Annotated in this window: 16 protein-coding genes and 1 pseudogene; 7 read left to right on the top strand and 10 right to left on the bottom strand. The window is 63.2% G+C overall.

The genetic code is table 11. The features are described 5' to 3' along the window. Positions 1-6: 6 nt before the first annotated feature. Positions 7-1,671 carry an ABC transporter substrate-binding protein gene (locus ACLQ8T_RS14165; RefSeq protein ID WP_413455018.1) on the bottom strand — a complete coding sequence of 555 codons (1,665 nt, stop codon included), beginning with the start codon at positions 1,669-1,671 and terminating at the stop codon, positions 7-9. Between the two features lie 131 nt (positions 1,672-1,802). Then, positions 1,803-2,411, bottom strand: coding sequence for an NAD(P)-dependent oxidoreductase (locus ACLQ8T_RS14160; protein ID WP_413455017.1), 609 nt, complete (start codon positions 2,409-2,411; stop codon positions 1,803-1,805). An 83-nt stretch (positions 2,412-2,494) separates the two neighbouring features. Between ACLQ8T_RS14160 and ACLQ8T_RS14155 the strand changes: the two genes are divergently transcribed. After that, complete coding sequence (locus tag ACLQ8T_RS14155; protein WP_128469259.1) at positions 2,495-2,863, top strand: winged helix-turn-helix transcriptional regulator; 369 nt, start codon at positions 2,495-2,497, stop codon at positions 2,861-2,863. On the opposite strand, the gene ACLQ8T_RS14150 is transcribed toward ACLQ8T_RS14155, so the two are convergent. Then, the gene (locus tag ACLQ8T_RS14150) at positions 2,860-3,369 is read right to left on the bottom strand and encodes a GNAT family N-acetyltransferase (protein WP_204722996.1); all 510 of its coding nucleotides are present in this window, start codon (positions 3,367-3,369) and stop codon (positions 2,860-2,862) included. The two genes, ACLQ8T_RS14155 and ACLQ8T_RS14150, sit on opposite strands and share 4 nt — an antisense overlap. A gap of 118 nt (positions 3,370-3,487) precedes the next feature. On the opposite strand from ACLQ8T_RS14150, the gene ACLQ8T_RS14145 reads away from it, so the two are divergent. Next, positions 3,488-4,624 carry an acyl-CoA dehydrogenase family protein gene (locus ACLQ8T_RS14145; protein ID WP_204722995.1) on the top strand — a complete coding sequence of 379 codons (1,137 nt, stop codon included), beginning with the start codon at positions 3,488-3,490 and terminating at the stop codon, positions 4,622-4,624. Positions 4,625-4,637: 13 nt separating this feature from the next. On the opposite strand, the gene ACLQ8T_RS14140 is transcribed toward ACLQ8T_RS14145, so the two are convergent. Next, the gene (locus ACLQ8T_RS14140; RefSeq protein ID WP_413455016.1) at positions 4,638-5,342 is read right to left on the bottom strand and encodes an NUDIX hydrolase; all 705 of its coding nucleotides are present in this window, start codon (positions 5,340-5,342) and stop codon (positions 4,638-4,640) included. 248 nt (positions 5,343-5,590) lie between these two features. Here ACLQ8T_RS14140 and ACLQ8T_RS14135 point away from each other — a divergent pair, with 248 nt between their 5' ends. Next, the gene (locus ACLQ8T_RS14135; protein WP_413455015.1) at positions 5,591-6,361 is read left to right on the top strand and encodes a 3-hydroxybutyrate dehydrogenase; all 771 of its coding nucleotides are present in this window, start codon (positions 5,591-5,593) and stop codon (positions 6,359-6,361) included. A 70-nt stretch (positions 6,362-6,431) separates the two neighbouring features. After that, positions 6,432-7,364: a LysR family transcriptional regulator gene (locus tag ACLQ8T_RS14130; RefSeq protein ID WP_413455014.1), complete on the top strand. Its 933-nt coding sequence runs from the start codon at positions 6,432-6,434 to the stop codon at positions 7,362-7,364. A 69-nt stretch (positions 7,365-7,433) separates the two neighbouring features. Here the strand turns inward: ACLQ8T_RS14130 and ACLQ8T_RS14125 are convergent. Beyond that, positions 7,434-8,510: pseudogene (locus ACLQ8T_RS14125) on the bottom strand (MFS transporter); the annotation flags it as partial. 6 nt (positions 8,511-8,516) lie between these two features. Here ACLQ8T_RS14125 and ACLQ8T_RS14120 point away from each other — a divergent pair. Then, entirely contained in the window at positions 8,517-8,864 is a 348-nt protein-coding gene (locus ACLQ8T_RS14120) for an IclR family transcriptional regulator C-terminal domain-containing protein (protein ID WP_413455013.1), read from the top strand. Positions 8,865-8,972: 108 nt separating this feature from the next. Here the strand turns inward: ACLQ8T_RS14120 and ACLQ8T_RS14115 are convergent, their stop codons facing one another. The 4 genes from ACLQ8T_RS14115 to ACLQ8T_RS14100 all read right to left on the bottom strand — a co-directional run bounded on the left by ACLQ8T_RS14115 (position 8,973) and on the right by ACLQ8T_RS14100 (position 12,638). Further along, entirely contained in the window at positions 8,973-9,887 is a 915-nt protein-coding gene (locus tag ACLQ8T_RS14115) for an intradiol ring-cleavage dioxygenase (protein WP_413455012.1), read from the bottom strand. Positions 9,888-10,001: 114 nt separating this feature from the next. Continuing rightward, positions 10,002-11,243 (bottom strand): PLP-dependent aminotransferase family protein, encoded by a 1,242-nt coding sequence (locus ACLQ8T_RS14110; protein ID WP_413455011.1) that lies wholly within the window; start codon positions 11,241-11,243, stop codon positions 10,002-10,004. Between the two features lie 152 nt (positions 11,244-11,395). Continuing rightward, the gene (locus tag ACLQ8T_RS14105; RefSeq protein ID WP_413455010.1) at positions 11,396-12,202 is read right to left on the bottom strand and encodes a hypothetical protein; all 807 of its coding nucleotides are present in this window, start codon (positions 12,200-12,202) and stop codon (positions 11,396-11,398) included. A 46-nt stretch (positions 12,203-12,248) separates the two neighbouring features. After that, the gene (locus ACLQ8T_RS14100; protein ID WP_413455009.1) at positions 12,249-12,638 is read right to left on the bottom strand and encodes a helix-turn-helix domain-containing protein; all 390 of its coding nucleotides are present in this window, start codon (positions 12,636-12,638) and stop codon (positions 12,249-12,251) included. Between the two features lie 380 nt (positions 12,639-13,018). Here ACLQ8T_RS14100 and ACLQ8T_RS14095 point away from each other — a divergent pair, with 380 nt between their 5' ends. Continuing rightward, complete coding sequence (locus tag ACLQ8T_RS14095; RefSeq protein ID WP_413455008.1) at positions 13,019-14,194, top strand: NAD(P)-dependent malic enzyme; 1,176 nt, start codon at positions 13,019-13,021, stop codon at positions 14,192-14,194. Positions 14,195-14,332: 138 nt separating this feature from the next. Next, positions 14,333-14,827: a DUF4262 domain-containing protein gene (locus ACLQ8T_RS14090; RefSeq protein WP_413455007.1), complete on the top strand. Its 495-nt coding sequence runs from the start codon at positions 14,333-14,335 to the stop codon at positions 14,825-14,827. A 224-nt stretch (positions 14,828-15,051) separates the two neighbouring features. Here the strand turns inward: ACLQ8T_RS14090 and ACLQ8T_RS14085 are convergent, their stop codons facing one another. Next, on the bottom strand, positions 15,052-16,533 hold the full coding sequence (locus ACLQ8T_RS14085; RefSeq protein WP_413455006.1) for an amino acid permease: 1,482 nt from the start codon (positions 16,531-16,533) through the stop codon (positions 15,052-15,054). Between the last annotated feature and the right edge of the window lie 32 nt (positions 16,534-16,565).

Raw genomic sequence — 16,565 nt, 5'->3', positions numbered from 1 at the left:
CGGTTGCTACTCGGTGATGAAGGTGTCGTAGTAGATCGGCGAGGACACGGCGGTGGTGGCGCCGACTCCGTGCACGTTCTTGCCGTAGAGGAAGTGGTTCTGCTGGTCGTAGAGCGGCAGCACGTAGTAGCCCTCGAGCACCAGCTTCTGCGCCTGCTCGTACAGCGAAGCGCGTAGCGCCTCGTCATTGGTCTGCTCGGCCTCGGCCAGGATCCCATCCAGCTTCTCGTTCTTCACCTGCGCGTTGTTGGCAAAGTAGCCTGATGGCGCAGGCACGGTCGAATTGGAGTGGTAGAGGATGCGCAGCACCGACGGGCCGACCTTGGTGTACGGAGCGGAGACCAGGTCGTATTCGTGCTTGGCCAGAGCGCCGTACCAGCTGGAGAGGTCCAGCAGCTGGATCTTCACCTCGAAGCCCACGGCCTTGGCCTGGGCCTGGAACTGCTCGAACAGCGACTGCTCGGCGGGAACCGACTGGTTGGTGGAGACCGGGAAGTCCAGGGACAGGCGCTTGCCGTCCTTCACGCGGTAGCCTTCGGCGTCGCGTTCGGTCCAGCCAGCTTCATCGAGCAGCTCATTGGCCTTGGCCGCATCGGTGCCGAACAGCGACTCGTCGGAGTAGCCCAGCGGCTCCACGGAAGAAAGCAGCGAGTAGCTGCGCTGCGCGGTGCCGAAGTACAGGGCGCTGATGCCGGAGTTGGCATCCACGGTGCGGATGAACGCTTCGCGCACGCGCTGGTCATCGAATGGCGCCTTGGAGCTGTTCAGCTCGATGCGGTTGGAAGCGCCCGGGCGCGGTGCATCCAGGTGGCCCAGCGAGTTGTCCTTCGTCGCGGTGGCAATGGTGTCCGGCTGCGCGTTGTCGATCACGTCGACCTCGCCGGACTGCAATGCGGCGTAGCGGGTGGCGGCCTCCGGGATGAAGCGCCAGGTGATGCCATCCAGATAGGCCTTGTCATCGGCACGCTCCGCGTCGCCCACCGGCAGGACGTAGTCGTCGTTGCGGACCAGGTTCACTGCCTTCTGGTGCTCCCAGGACTCGACCTTGAACGGGCCGGTGCCTACCGGGGAGGCGCAGTTGGTGGCCTGGTCGCGTTCCAGCGCCTTGGGGGATTCGATGGCGGTCCACGGCATGGACAGCGATTCGAGCAGCGCGTTATCCGGGGAGGAGAGTGTCAGCTTGGCGGTGAGCTCATCAACAATTTCGATGTCCACTACCTTGCCCACGGCCAGGTAGCCGGTGGAGGAGGCGGTATTCGGATCCTTCAGGTGCTGGATATTGGCCTTGATGGCCTCGGCGGTGAGCTTGGTGCCGTCGGTGAAGCTGATGCCGTCGCGCAGGGTGATGGTGCGGGACAGGCCGTCCTCGGACACTTCGGTGCTTTCAGCAAGCCACGGGATGATCTTCCCGTCCGCATCCTTGGTGAACAGGGATTCGAGGTACTGGCTGGCCACCAGGGCCTGCGGGTAGTTGCCGCCCACATGCGGGTCCAAGCAGGACGGCTCCGCATCGCCCGACGCGTAGACCAGGGTGCCGCCGGCTACCGGCTTCGCATTCTCTTCGGTGGAATCGGATCCGGCTCCAGCCGAGCAGCTGGCCAGCAGGGCTCCAATGAGCGGGAGCGCGATAGCGCAGCCGAGGATCCGGGATGCGCGCGAGTTTCGTTGCATGGGGAAGTGCTTACCTCGATGAACTAGTGGTGATGACCAAACCAACTCTAGTCATCCGGAACGCATTCGTCAGATCGGAGCGTCCCGCTCCGATCTGGCGAATGGCGGGCAGCGGCAGTCTGCGAAGCGGACTACTTTTCGCTGGCTACGGTCATGCGGCGGTTCTCGTGGACCGGGGTTTCGATCTCATCGAGGATCGCTACGGCGAAGTCCTGGGAGGAAACGAAGTCGCCAGCCGGCGAATCGGTGCCCAGGGTGTAGCTGCCGGTGCGGCGCGCTGGCATGATGACCGGGGCCGGGGCCACGACGGTCCAGGTGATGCCGGACACCGAGGTGAACATGTCGTAGACCTCGGCGCTGGTGGTAGCCTCGGCCTTGTATTCCTCGGGGAATCCCGGGGTGTCGATCAGGCGCACGCCCTCGACTTCGGTGGCGCCGGCGCCGCCGACCACGACCAGACGGGCCGGAACAAGGGTTTCGGTGATCTGCTCGAAGGCATCCAGGTATTCCTGGTGGTCGCCGCCGGTGCGCGATGGCGGCACGGCGATGACGATTACGTCGTTGCCCTTGCCCAGATCGCGGTAGGTTGCGCCGTCGCCCAGTTCGGCTGCCACTGCGGTGGTGCCTTCGACGTCCTTGCCCGAACGGGTGACCGAGGTGACCTCGTGGCCGCGGGAAATGGCTTCGGCAACAACTTCCGAGCCGACCATGCCGGTCGCTCCGTAAACTGCAATCTTCATGGTGCTCTCTTTCCTTGGGGAAGCAGGTTCGAGTCAATGGTATCTTTTAGATACCGGCCACTACAACGAAACCAGGTTTCCTCATGGATAGCCATGAACCCTTCGACGTGTTCGTGCAGGAATGCCCTTCACGTGAAATTATGCAGCGTCTAGGCGATAAATGGACACCGCTGGTGCTTCTGGCGCTGGCTGGCGGACCGCAACGTTTCTCTGCGTTACGCCAACGCGTCGGAGCTGTCACGCCCAAGGTGCTCACCCATACCCTGCGCAACCTGGAACGCGACGGGCTGGTGCAGCGCACCGTGTTCGCCCAGGTGCCGGTGCGGGTGGACTATGAGCTGACCGATTTGGGCCAGGGGATCCTGGAACCCATGGAAATCCTGCGCCTGTGGTCAGAGGAGCATGTGCCCAAGGTGCTCGCCGCCCGCGAACGGTTTGACGCGCGCGGCTAATGCTCCGCTGAAACGGCCGGGTCCAGGGGCAGGAACATGAAGTGCAGGCCCACCAGCCCCTGGATGGGATGCCTGAATGCTCCCGGGATGGTGCCCAGGATCGTGAAGCCCAGCGATTGCCACAGGTGCACTGCCGCCTCATTGGTTTCGACAACCGCATTGAACTGGATGCCGTGGTAGTTTTCCTGCCGTGCCCAGTCGATTGCGTAGCGGCCCAGCGTTCTGCCCACGCCGCGGCTGCGGGCTTCCGGATCGACCAGGAATGAGGCGGTGGCTATGTGGGATCCTGCCCCGGGCTTATTCGGGCCCATCTTCGCAGAACCGATGATCCTGCCGTCTTCCACGGCGACTACCGTTTGGCCTGGCGGCTCTTCCATCCACCACGGACGGGCTTCCTCAAGGGACTGGCCCTGCGGGAAAGCGTAGGTTTGCCCTTCATCCATGATCTTGCGGTAGAAGCCGTAGATATCAGGCCAATCCTCGGCGGTGCTTGTACGGATCTGCATGCGGTGAGCCCAACTTTTCGAAATGGATGCTTCGGAATTCAGCTGATTCGCCCCCAAGTGTATCTTGTGTCACATAGACTGAGGTCAAAGACGCAAGGTGCAGGCAAAGGAGCCGGTGTTGTTTGAAGTAAGCGATGACCAGAAGTCATTGATCGAAATGGTTCATGATTTCGCTGAGACCCGGATTGCTCCCAATGCCCTGAAATGGGACCAGGAGCAGCACTTCCCGGTGGATGTGCTGGCTGAGGCAGGCCAGCTGGGCATGGGCGGCATCTATGTTTCGGAAGACCATGGCGGATCGGGCTTGACCCGCAGCGATGCCGTGCTGGTCTTCGAGGAACTGGCCAAGGCCGATCCGACCCTGGCCGCCTACATTTCCATCCACAACATGGTGGTGTGGATGGTCGACACCTTCGGCAATGACGAGCAGCGTGCCGCTTGGCTGCCGTCGATGACCACGATGGAAGACCTGGGCTCCTACTGCCTGACCGAGCCGGGCGTCGGCTCTGATGCGGCGGCCCTGTCGACCCGGGCCCGCCGGGACGGAGACGAGTATGTGCTCAGCGGGGTCAAGCAGTTCATCTCCGGCGCCGGCAGCTCGGCGCTCTACATCGTCATGGCCCGCACCGCCGATACCGGTTCGCGCGGGATCAGCGCCTTCCTGGTTCCAGGAGATGCCGAGGGCCTGAGTTTCGGGCCGAACGAGAAGAAGATGGGCTGGAAGGCGCAGCCCACCCGTCAGGTGATCATGGAAGGCGTGCGCGTTCCCGCTGGCAATCTGCTGGGCGCCGAAGGGCAGGGATTCTCAATGGCCATGCAGGCGCTGAATGGCGGCCGGCTGAACATCGGTGCCTGCTCGCTGGGCGGCGGGCAGAGCGCGCTGGAGAAGTCGGCGCTGTACCTGAAGGAGCGCCAGGCCTTCGGCGGTCCGCTGACCAGGCAGGAAGCGTTGGTCTTCAAGCTGGCCGAGATGGACATGGAACTGGAAGCTGCCCGCTCGCTGCTGCGCCGTGCCGCGGCCGCCCTGGACGCGAAGAGCCCGGATCGGGTGCGGCTGTGCGCGATGGCGAAGAAGATGGCCTCGGATGCCGGCTTCAATGCCGCCAACAGCGCGATCCAGCTGCACGGCGGCTACGGCTACCTGGCCGACTACGGGATGGAGAAGATCGCCCGGGATCTGCGCGTGCACCAGATCCTGGAAGGCACCAACGAGATCATGTCGCTGATCGTCGGGCGCTCACTGCTGGAGTCCTGAGCCAGGACGGCGGCTAGCGCCTGGGTTGCCGCTCCGAGTCCCGCACCGGGTTTGACGACTGCGAATCCTCGGGATTCGGATGGACCGGGGAAATCACCGGCTTGCTGGACAAGATCCGCTCGATGCTGCCCAGCTCCATCGCATCCAGCAAGGTGCGTTGGGTGGGGCGCATCATCTTGACCTCGCCGCGCTCAAGCGCAGCGAACAGCGCCTCTGGACTGGTCCACTTGGAAATCACCGCTTCGGTGGTCTGGTGGACCGGTTCTTGGCCTGCGCGCAACGCGGCGACAAAGAAATAGGTGTCGAAGCGACGCGGGAATCCGGCTGGGGTGACCCAGTTGGCCCATGGGTGCAGCTGGCCAGGATCCAGCAGCAGCCCGGTTTCCTCGAAGACTTCACGCCGGGCGGCGAAGAGGACCTCACCGGCCAGGTGCGGCGCGCGTTCCGGGCCTTCGGCAAGGACCGAGGTGTACGCCCAACGCTGGACGTGGTCGCTGAGCACTAGAGGATCCAATTCGGCCTCTCCTGCCGCCTGCCCGTCCTGGAGATCAACACGTCCGCCGGGATAGACCACCATGCCTGCCGCGAAGTCCATCGTGTTCACGCGGTGCTGGATGAACACTTCGAATCCGGCGGCTGCCTGGCGCAGTAGCAGAACGCTGGCAGCCTTGCGGATGGGGACCTCAGCGGGGGTCGCAGGTATCGGGGAAGTCGTCATTGCCTACCGTGTCCTTGGCTCGTGGATTGCGAAATAGCCTTTGAATGCCAGCTTAGCTTCTGGTGCGCAACCAACGCGGATCCAACGGCAATCACTGTGCAAGCCTGCACATTTGCCTGCGGAATCTGCACAGCCAATGCCGTTGACCGGCTTGCTTGCCGGTGCCTACTTTGAAACGAAGGGCGCTGCACGCAACTGCGGCCAGCGCACCGGCACGATCCAGTGGAGCTAAGCAGAGGATAGGCAGCATGGCTGAAGAGAACAGGCAGAGTCCTGAAGGGCTGGCAGGGCGCCGCGCCTTGATTACCGGCGGCGCGTCGGGCATTGGCTTGGCCAGCGCGACGGCATTGACCCGAGCCGGCGCGGCCGTGACCATTGCCGATGTGGACGAGCGGGCGGCCGGGCAAGCAGCACAGGCACTTGGCGGGAAGGCATGGGCCGTGGATCTCTCGGATACCAAATCCTTGGAAGAGCTCAGCCTAGATATCGACATCCTGGTCAACAACGCCGGCGTGCAGAGGGTGGCTCCGATCCATGAGTTCGATCCCGAAGCCTGGCGGCTGATCCACCGGCTCATGCTGGAATCTCCCTTCCTGCTGATCCGTGCTGCATTGCCCGGCATGCGCGAGCGCGGCTTCGGGCGCATCATCAATATTTCTTCCATCCATGGGCTGCGGGCCAGCGCTTTCAAGAGCGCCTACGTGGCGGCCAAGCATGGGCTGGAAGGGCTGTCGAAGGCCACGGCGCTGGAAGGCGCGGACTTCGGGATTACCAGCAACTGCGTCAACCCCGGGTATGTGCGCACGCAGCTGGTCCAGAAGCAGATTGCCGATCAGGCCAAGGTCCACGGCATCGAAGAATCCGAGGTGGTGCAGAAAATCATGCTGACCGAGGCGGCGATCAAGCGGATGGTGGAACCCGAAGAGGTGGCGTCCCTGGTGGCTTGGCTGTGCGCTGATGCGGCGGGCATGGTCACCGGAGCGTCCTACGCCATGGACGGCGGATGGAGCGCGCGGTAAAGAAAATGGCTGTGCTTTCGGCAGGCGGCCAGTCCGACCTATCGAGTCGCCGCAGGCATATGATCGTGATATGGAAAGCGATTCACCCTCATCGAAAAGCCTGTCCCACTGGCTGCAGATCTCCTCGCTGGAATTGCTGGTGGGCATTGCCGACCACGGTAGCCTCAGTGCCGGGGCGCGGGCGGCCGGCATGGCGCAGCCCAATGCCTCGCGGGCCTTGAAAACCCTGGAACGCCGCTTGGGATATTCGCTGGTCACTCGAAAAACCACCGGCTCCACGCTGACCGCCGAGGGCGTGCTCACCGTGCAATGGGCCCGGGAAGCACTGGCCAGCTTGGAAGCCTTGGCTGCCGGTGCCAGGTCGCTGGCCGATGCGGAGGGATCCGAGCTGCAGTTCGGGGCGAGCATGACGGTGGCCGAATACTTGGCCCCGCAGTGGATCGGTCGGCTGCACCAGGTGCTGCCGCAGATCACGCCGCGCATGCGGATCATGAATTCGCAGGACGTCATCCGTGCCGTGCAGCAAGGCGAGCTCGGCCTCGGCTTCGTGGAAACCCCGCATATACCGCTGGGGCTCACGAGCAAGCCGGTGTTCCGCGACGAGATGCTGATTGTGGTGGCACCCGGGCATGAATGGGCGCAGCGCGAGCAGCCGCTGACCTTGCACGAGCTGCAGGGCACGCCGCTGATCGAGCGCGAGGAAGGCTCGGGCACCCGCGCATTCCTGGATTACATCGCCCATGCCCAGCGGCCCAAGCCGGTGGCCGAATTCAACAGCAATGCGACCATCTGCCAGTGCGCGGCCGGCGGCATGGGCCCGGCGGTGCTCAGCCAATTGGCCGTAGAAAGCCAGCTGGCGGCCGGAACCCTGGTGGAAATCGCCTTTGACGGACCCGCCCTGCTGCGCGAGCTGCACGCCATCTGGCCGGCGGCGCAGGTGCTGGGCCGCACCGAGCAGACGCTGCTGCAGATCGCCGCGGATCACGAGTCCCACTCCGCCTGAAGCAGGAAACCGGGCAGCTGCAACTGCAGCTGCCCGGTTTCGGCTGGGACCTGTGGCTGGGTCTTGCCTCTAGTTGGAGACCTTTTCGACCTTGCTGCCCAGCTCCGTGGTGGGCACCCTGTAGGTTTCGCGCGCGGTCATCGCCGCGGCGGAGGCGATCAGCGAGATCGCCGCGGTGAAGATGCTGATCTGCACCCACCCATTGGCTTCCAGGCCGCCCAGGGCGGCGACGATGGACGGGGCGAAGCCTGCCATCAAGAAGCCGATCTGGGTGCCGATGGCCAGGCCGGAGAAGCGGACCTGGGAGGAGAACATCTCGGCGTAGAAGCTCGGCCAGACCGCATTGGCCGCGGCATAGGCGCAGGAGAAGACCAGCACCGAGAGACCGAACTGCGCCAGCGCGTTATCCGTTTCCATGGAGCGCAGGTAGAAGGGCATGAAGGCCGCGGAGCCCAGCGCACCATAGATGAATACCGGCTTGCGCCCGATCTTGTCCGCCAGCATGCCGAACAGCGGCTGGGTGAATAGCGCGCCGATGTTGCCGGCCACCACCAGCCACAGGGTGATGGACTCGTCCATGTTGCCGATCGTCTTGCCGTAGGAGATGGCCAGCGTGCCGTAGACGGTGGACACCGCGGCGATGAAGGCGCAGAGGATGACGCGCAGCACGTCCTTCCAGTGGAACTTCAGCAGCACCGCCAGCGGGAGCTTGGCGATCTCGTTGTTCTTCTTGGCTTCCTCGAACTCCGGGGTTTCATGCAGCGAACGGCGGATGAAGAAGGTGACGATCACGACGACGGCCGAAAGCCAGAACGGGATGCGCCAGCCGATGCCGTACTTGATCTCATCGGGCAGGGCGACCACCGGAATGAAGATCAGCGCGGCCAGGATCTGCCCGCCCTGGGTGCCGGTCAGCGTCCAGGAGGTGAAGAAGCTGCGGCGGTGGTCCGGCGCATGCTCCAGCGACAAGGAGGAGGCCCCGGCCTGCTCGCCGGCGGCCGACAGTCCCTGGCACAGGCGGGCGAAGACCAGCAGGATCGGGGACAGCCAGCCGACCTGGTCGAAAGTGGGCAGGCAGCCAATCAGGAAGGTGGAGGCGCCCATCAGGATCAGCGTGAACATCAGCACCTTCTGCCGGCCCGGGCGACCTCGATGGGACGCGTGCTGATCGCGCAGCTGTCCAAGGCCGAGCAGGAATCCTTCCTGGAACGCGTGCAGCTCAAGCGGTACACCGAGCATACGGTGGCGGACCTGGATGCGCTGCGCCGGGAACTGGACACGGTGCGCGAGCAGGGCTGGTCCCTGGTCAACCAGGAACTCGACGAGGGGCTGCGCGGCCTGGCCGTGCCGGTCTACCGAAAGAACCAGCTGCTCGGGGCGCTGAACATCTCGGTCCAGGCCGGGCGCAACAATCCCGAGGCCATCAACCAGACCCTGCTGCCCAAGCTGCGCGAAGCCGCCGCCGCCATAGCAGATGACTTCGGCGGCCGGCTGGCCTGAGCATCCCTCCAATCATGCCGCCACGGCGACGGGAGCACCATCACCGCTACGGCCAATCCGGCGGGCCCATCGTGGCGCTGCACCACGAGCGGTTGCGGCGCGCCACTGCTACGAGCCGGACGGTGCAGGAGCTGTCGGGGCGTTGCCGGGAGGCATGCCTCCCGGAGCCCAGCTACCGGAAGGCCCGGTGTTCGTATCCACATTGACCGTGAGGCTGACAGCGTAGCCGGAGCCGGTGTTCCCCGTGACGGTTGCCAGTTGGGTGGCTCCCGAATCCTCGCCGAAGACGTTGTCCGACTCCAGGCTCACCCCTTGCATATTCTTCACCGACTGCTCGTAGCCGGTGGTTGCGTAGACCGCGGTGCAGGTATCCTGCGGCAAGGCGACCTGCGAGGTGGCGATCGCAGTGGTGTGATCGGTAATCGAATCGGTATCCGGGTACACCTCGAAGTGGATGTGCGGCCAGCGTCCGGCATAGCATGCCGGGAAGATGCTGGTGTAGCGCACCATGCCGTCGGCATCCGTCACCTGGACCCCGCGCAGGTAGTTCTCATCTTCCAGTCCACTGGAGTACATGGAGTATCCCCCGGACCGGTCGCAGTGCCACACGTACACTGCCACACCGGCGAAGGGCTGGTTGTTGTTGGCCATGTCCACGATCTTCAGCTCAAGGGTCATTTCGATGCCCTCGGCCGTGGTGGTGCTGGTGCCGAAGCTGGAACGGATGTCGCTGCGGACGATTCCGCTTTGCTCCAGCACGTCCGGCCCGTTGGACCCGTCGCCCGGATAGGGGCCGGCGGTCTCGTCAGGGATCTCCGCAGCGGTGGACGACGAAGCGGTGCCCTTGGTGCCGGTTGGGGAGCAGTCAGCCAGGGCGAACGCGAGCGTGCCCACTCCCACACCGGCCAGAACCTTGCGTCGCTCGATCAGGGTGCCGACGTCGAAGGACAGCCCCTGGTCTTCGAGATCTTCCTCGGGCCTCGGTAGCGGCCGGTTTCCAAACCAGCGCGGTGGGGGATTCATAGTGCACCCCTTGAGCCAGGTGAAATGGGGCTGTTTGCCGTGATCACTACCGTATGCAGACGGATCATGGCCCAGCACAGGAGGCACTGTGGGTTTTCTGAGAAGGGTTGGCCGCTATCCTTGGTTAGAGCCGATGGCCTGCTCAAGCAGCAGCGAGAGCCGGCGCACGCCCTCGGCGATGGTTTCCTCGTCTACCGAGCAGAACGCCAAGCGCAGCTTATTGCTGGCCTCGCCAGAGGGGCTGAATGCCGCACCCGGAATGAAGATGACCCCGGCCTTCACGCCCTGCTGGAGCAGCGTGTAGGTGTCGATGCCTTCGGGCAGGGTCAGCCAGATGAAGAATCCGCCCTCGGGGTGGGTGTGGCTGACCCCAGCAGGCAGGTACTTGGCCAAGGCGACGAGCATCGCATCGCGGCGCGAACGGTACAGGTCGTTGTACTTGGTGATCTGCCCCTTCCAGTCATGCTCGTTGAGGTAGGCGCTGATGATCATCTGGTTCAGGGTCGGCGGGCACAGGGCTACCGCTTCGCCGGCGAGATAGAAGCGGCGGAACAGGTGGGTGGGGACCGCGGCCCAGCCGATGCGCAGGCCCGGTGCGAAGATCTTGGAGAAGGAACCCATGTAGATCACGTTCTCCGGATCCAGGCTGCGCAGCGTAGGCGCCGGGGTTCCCTCGTAGCGCAGCATGCCGTACGGATTGTCTTCCAGGATCAGGATGCCGGCCTCACGGCAAATCTCCACGATTTCCTGGCGGCGCTCGGCAGCCAGCGTGATGCCGGAGGGGTTGTTGAAGTTCGGGATGGTGTAGAGGAACTTGATGCGCTCGCCGGCTGCGCGCAATTCGGCAATGCGCTCGCGCAGGGCGGAAGGAATCAGCCCGTTCTCGTCCGTGCCCACCGGGCGGGCGGTCACCTGGTAGGCCTCGAAGGTGTTCAGCGCGCCGACGTAGGTCGGGTCTTCGCAGAGCACCGTGTCGCCGGGATTGCAGAACACCTTGCATGCCATGTCCTGGGCTGATTGGGAGCCGTTGGTGACCACGACATCCTCGATGCCCACATTCGTGATTCCCTCGGCCGCCATCACGTCGATGATCTGCGCACGAAGTTCTGGGGTGCCCAGCCCGGAGCCGTACTGCAGAGCTTCGGGGCCCTGCTCGACGATGATGCGCTGGGCCATCTCGCCGATCTTTTCCAGCGGGAGCAGCTGCAGGAAGGGGTTGCCTCCGGCTAGCGATACCAGCGAAGGGTCCAGCGACAGTTCGAACACGTCGCGCACCGCAGATTGCTTGATTCCCGCCGCGCGCTCGGAAAGCAGGGACTCGTGCAAAGTGGTCAGCGATTGTGATGCGGTGGTCATGGTTCTCCTCGGCCGGGGCTCCCGCTGGCGGGGCGCGTGATTCCTGCGCTGGGTGCGGCACAAGAATTGTTTTCAAATAGAATACTTTGGTATTCCAGCAGGAAATTCAGGGCTTGGCAAGACCTGGGCATCTAGCAACGCGATTCCGTGCCTCAGCGCGAGGCATGGCGCTCCTCGATGGACAGCTGGGCCAACGCCGCGTTCACGCGATTGCGGAGTTTCTCCGCAAGATTCCGCGGCTTGCTCCCCGCCAGCCAGCACTGCGTGGCCAAATGGGCCAGCAGCTCGACGCAGTCCGCAGAAGCACGGAAATATCCGGACCGGGACAGGGGGATGGCAGCATCGATGATCAGCAATGACGCATCCAGTGCGCTATCGGCGGCTTGCGTGGCGCGCTGCCCGCTGGGTGCGTGGCGTTCGCGCATCACCAGCTCGCGGATCTCCGTGAGCTTTTCGGGAATGGAAACCACCGCGCGGTGCGCCCGGTTCTGCACCCCCATGAGCTGCAACGGCCTGATGGCGGCCAGCAGCATGCCGACCATGGCGAAGGCCGACAGGCCTGCAGCACCGAGCTTGGCCAGCAGGATTCCTACGGCGATGGCCAACCCTGCCACCCCGAGAACGATGAGGAAGATGGCCAGGCTGCCGAAACGCGGCTTCTTCGGTTCCGGGCGAAGCGCGCGGGTCCTGGTGATCCGGTCGAGGCTCGCGCGGATTTCGGACAGGTCGGGAAGGCCCAGCCGGCCTTGGGAGATCCGCTGGGCGTCGCGCCACGTCTGGATGCGCCGGCAGCTGCGCAGGACCTGGAAGATTTGCCACCCGGCCAGCAGGGGAAGGGCGAGCGCGAAAAGAGCAGCGCCGCGGTTCCCAAGCTGATGTCGCCTGCCTGGTGCATGCCGTAGGCGCCCATCCAGGCGAACAGGGAATACCCGGGAAGGCGGATCAGCAGGCGATCCCACCAGGCGACTTCCTGCGGAGCGCTGGCGGATGCGCCGGCCGGCTTGCTCATTTTCCGGTTTCGCCTCGCGAATCCAGCCATGCCTGAATGGCGCTCGGGCGAATGCGGCGATGCGTGCCGCGGTATTCCACCGGGATGATCCCGGCGTCGGCCAGCTTGCGCAGGTAGCTGTTGGAGATGCCTGCCATCTGGGCCGCTTGGGAAGTGTTGAGCAGCAATTCGGGAGTGCCAACGCTGACCGACTCGCCATCGGCGAAGCGGGACAGCACCTCGATCAGCGCCTGGTGGGCTTCCTTGGGCAGCTGCAAGGCAGTGCCGTTGACGAATACTGTTGTGTCATTCGACTCGTCCAACGCACGGCGCAAGCGCACCGTGGTCTTCTCGTCCAACGCTTCGAAAGTGCGGACCCTGCCCAGTGCTGAAGTCGGTGATGCCATGGCCCCAATTTTGCCCGAGATGCGCCTGAACCGCACCTCATGACGCTGGGCCTGGACCACCTGCGGCGCTTCGTTTGTGACGCGCATACGACGAAAGGGGGTTGAATTGCGGCAAACGGTTCCCGTATGGTGGAAAACGTAGGTCTAAAGAAAGTACTGACCAGCCATCTTCCGGCACACCATGACGGATCCTTCAGCCTCACCCGGCGTAGCCCAATTGGGAATTGTGTACATGGAAGCCTGACGCCCTCCTTAATTGACTGTGGGTCACGCTCCGTTGCGGTCGGATGAATGGTCATGCGCGTTCCTACGCTCTGCCACCAATTTCGTGGGTGCTGCGTTTTCGTCAATCAGAACTTTCTTGAAAGAAGAGCTATTCAATGTCTGTTGAATCCACCAAAGACCTGTCCACCATCACCGATGCAGAAGTTTTCGACGCCCACCTCGGCGGCAAGCTTTCCGTCTCCTCGCAGATGCCGCTGAATACCAAGCGCGACCTGTCCATCGCCTACACCCCAGGTGTCGCAAAGGTGTCCCAAGCGATTGCCGACGATCCAGCCAAGCACGCCACCCACACCTGGGCCTCCCGCCTGGTCGCTGTGGTTTCCGATGGCACCGCGGTGCTGGGCCTGGGAGACATTGGGGCCGCCGCTTCGCTTCCGGTCATGGAAGGCAAGAGCGCGCTGTTCAAGGAATTCGGCGGACTGGATTCCATTCCGCTGGTGCTGGACACCACCGATGTGGACGAAATCGTCGAGACCGTCATCCGCCTGCGTCCGAGCTTCGGCGCAGTGAACCTGGAAGACATCTCCGCCCCGCGCTGCTTCGAAATCGAGAAGCGTCTGATCGAGGCTCTGGACATCCCGGTCATGCATGATGACCAGCACGGCACCGCCGTCGTGGTGCTGGCAGCGCTGATCGGTGCGGCCCGCCAGACCAACCGCGACATCAGCTCGCTGAAGGTTGTCATCTCCGGCGCAGGTTCGGCCGGCGTCGCCGTCACCAACCTGCTGCTTTCGGCCGGCGTGGATGATGTCATCGTGCTCGACTCGCGCGGCACCATCCACCGCGAGCGCGACGACCTGAACCCGGTCAAGGCAGACCTGGCAGCGCGCACCAACCGCGAAGACATCATGGGCGGCTTGGCCGAGGCCCTGGACGGCGCAGACGTCGTCGTGGGCCTTTCCTCGTCGACCTTTGCTGAGTCTGCGGTGGCGAAGATGAACGAGAATGCGATCATCTTCGCGCTGTCCAACCCGACCCCGGAGATCATGCCGGATGTCGCCGCGAAGTATGCAGCTGTGGTCGCCACCGGACGCAGCGACTTCCCGAACCAGATCAACAACGTGCTGGCCTTCCCAGGCATCTTCCGCGGAGCCCTCGACTCGGGCGCCAAGAAGATCACCGAAGGCATGAAGGTCGCGGCGGCCCACGCCATCGCCAACCTGGTCGGCGATGACCTAGCTCCGGACTACATCATTCCTTCGGCAACCGACGACCGCGTAATGCCTGCGGTTGCGGCAGCTGTGGCTGCGGAAGCCGAAAAGAACCAGTAGATATTTCACGCGAAAAAGCTGCCTGCAACCTACCGTTGCAGGCAGCTTTTCCGTGCCCGGCACCCCTGGATGCGTTGAGCGAAGCTATCCACAATCGCGAAAGATTCTGCTGCGGGTGATGAATGAGCGCGAAACTGAATGGAATCGATTCACCCCAGAAGGAACGCCATGCCAGATCCTGCAGATTTCCACCTCAGTGTCCGCACCTCATTGCCCGACACACAGTTGATTGGCCTCGTTGCGGCCCTGGAAGCGGACGAAAATGGCTATGCCATCATGCTCTGCCATTCCACCAAGCATCAGCAGGTTTCTGCCTACACGCTGGGGCTGACCACGTTTGAGCATCCTGAAATCACTTGCGTTGGGGGAAACGAGGATGATGTTTTCGCCCTGGTCTCACATGTAGCCGAACAGGTCGTCGAGCACGGGCAGGTCTTTTCCGCAGGTACACACAGCACGTCATTGTTCAGCAAGCTCGCTTTTCATGATTCTTCGGCGAATTGGCACGAGCTTCCATACTCGCGCCTGATTCTTGGCGACGCTCCAGTCTCGTGGATCCAGTGCATGATGCCGTTGGACTTCATTAATATCCAGCCACAGACGCTGTCCGCGGATCTACGGCGCGTTGCTTGAACTAGAGCAAGAGTCCGCTGCGTTCATAGACAGGCACGGTAGGAGATTTTTTGTTGCGCTGGGTCGGGCTTGCCAGTCGTGGGCGTGCGCTGAAGGCCTGAGTCGGAGGTCCCATCCAGGCTTCTTCGGTGCCCGCAGGACGTGGCTGGAAGTACCGCGCTGTTCGGCGGGCTTCTGCTCTCGTGGCGGAGCGAAACTCGCGGTTGCATATTCGTGCCGAGCTACTAGCCTGCCCGATAGACCTCAGCTGCCTCGTTCTCCGCGGCAACCTTTGCCCGATGCGCAGCTCGCAGTGCCTGATGGCCTTCGGACTTGCGCACCTTGGCGTAGGACAGTCCAACGACGAAGAACCACAGCGGAGTAGCCAGCAACGCGGCGCGCGTATCGGCCTGAGTGGTCAATGCCCACAGGATGAAGACGAAGAAGGCGAGCACCATGTATGGGGCTCCCATGCCCCCGGGGACTTTGAACTTCGAGGCATCATGCAGGTGCGGGCGACGCTTGCGGAAGGCCAAATAGCTGATCAGGATCATTGACCAGACGAACATGAAGCACGACGCGGACACCGTGGTGACCAACGTGAACGCCTGGGCCACCGAGTCGCCCGCGTGCAGCAGGACCACGGCGGCAAGCAGGAACATGCAGGAGAACAGCAACGCATTGCGCGGCACCCGCGTGGTCGATAGCTTGCTGAACTTCTTCGGAGCATCTCCATCTTGGGACAGAGCGTACAGCATGCGGGAGGTCGAGTAGATTCCGGAATTGGCGCTGGACGCGGCCGCTGTCAGGACAACGAAGTTGACCAGCCCCGCAGCCGCGGCCAGGCCGGCCATCGAGAACATGCCAACGAAGGGCGATGCATCAGCGGAGAACTTGTACCAAGGGGTGACGGCCATCAGGACGGTCAACGCTCCGACGTAGAACAGGATCACGCGCAATGGAATTGAATTGATGGCCTTGGGCAGATTCTTCTCAGGATCCTTGGTCTCGGCCGCCGCAGTGCCAACCAATTCAATGCCAACGAAGGCGAAAACAGCGATCTGGAAGCCGGCGACAAAGCCCATGAAACCGGTGGGGAACATGCCGCCGTGCGCCCAGAGGTGGACGAAGGACGCGCTGTCTCCCTCTGCTGAGTTGAAACCGGTGACGATCATGGCCAGCCCGCAGACGATCAAGGCCAGGATGGCGACGATTTTCACCAGCGAGAACCAGAACTCGGTCTCGCCGAAGGCCTTGACGGTTGGCAGATTCAATCCGACCAATAGCAGGATGCAGCACAGCGCAGGAAGCCACAACGGGATCCCGGACCACCAGTAGGCGACGTACTGGGCGATGGCGACTACGTCGGCAATCCCGGTAACGACCCAGCAGAACCAGTAGGTCCAGCCGGTGAAGAAGGCGGCCCAAGGGCCCAGCAGGTCTCCGGCAAAATCTGCGAAAGTCTTGTAGTTCAAGTTGCTGAGCAGGATTTCGCCCATGGCGCGCATGACGAAGAAGAGCATGAAGCCGATGATCATGTACACGAAGATGACCGATGGTCCGGCGACCGAGATGGTCTTGCCGGAGCCCATGAACAAGCCGGTGCCAACTGCTCCGGAGATCGCCATGAGCTGGATATGCCTGCTGGACAGGCCGCGCTCAAGTTTCGTTCCGGCGGAATCGGTTTTCAGTTGCGTGGAATCGTTCGCCACGGCTGCACCTTTCATGAGCAGATTCCTTCGGTTTTCGAAGGAGACGG

The organism is Glutamicibacter sp. FR1 (assembly GCF_047300825.1).
In the GTDB taxonomy this organism is placed as follows: Bacteria; Actinomycetota; Actinomycetes; order Actinomycetales; family Micrococcaceae; genus Glutamicibacter; species Glutamicibacter nicotianae.
This window is presented reverse-complemented; position numbering and strand designations above follow the sequence as displayed.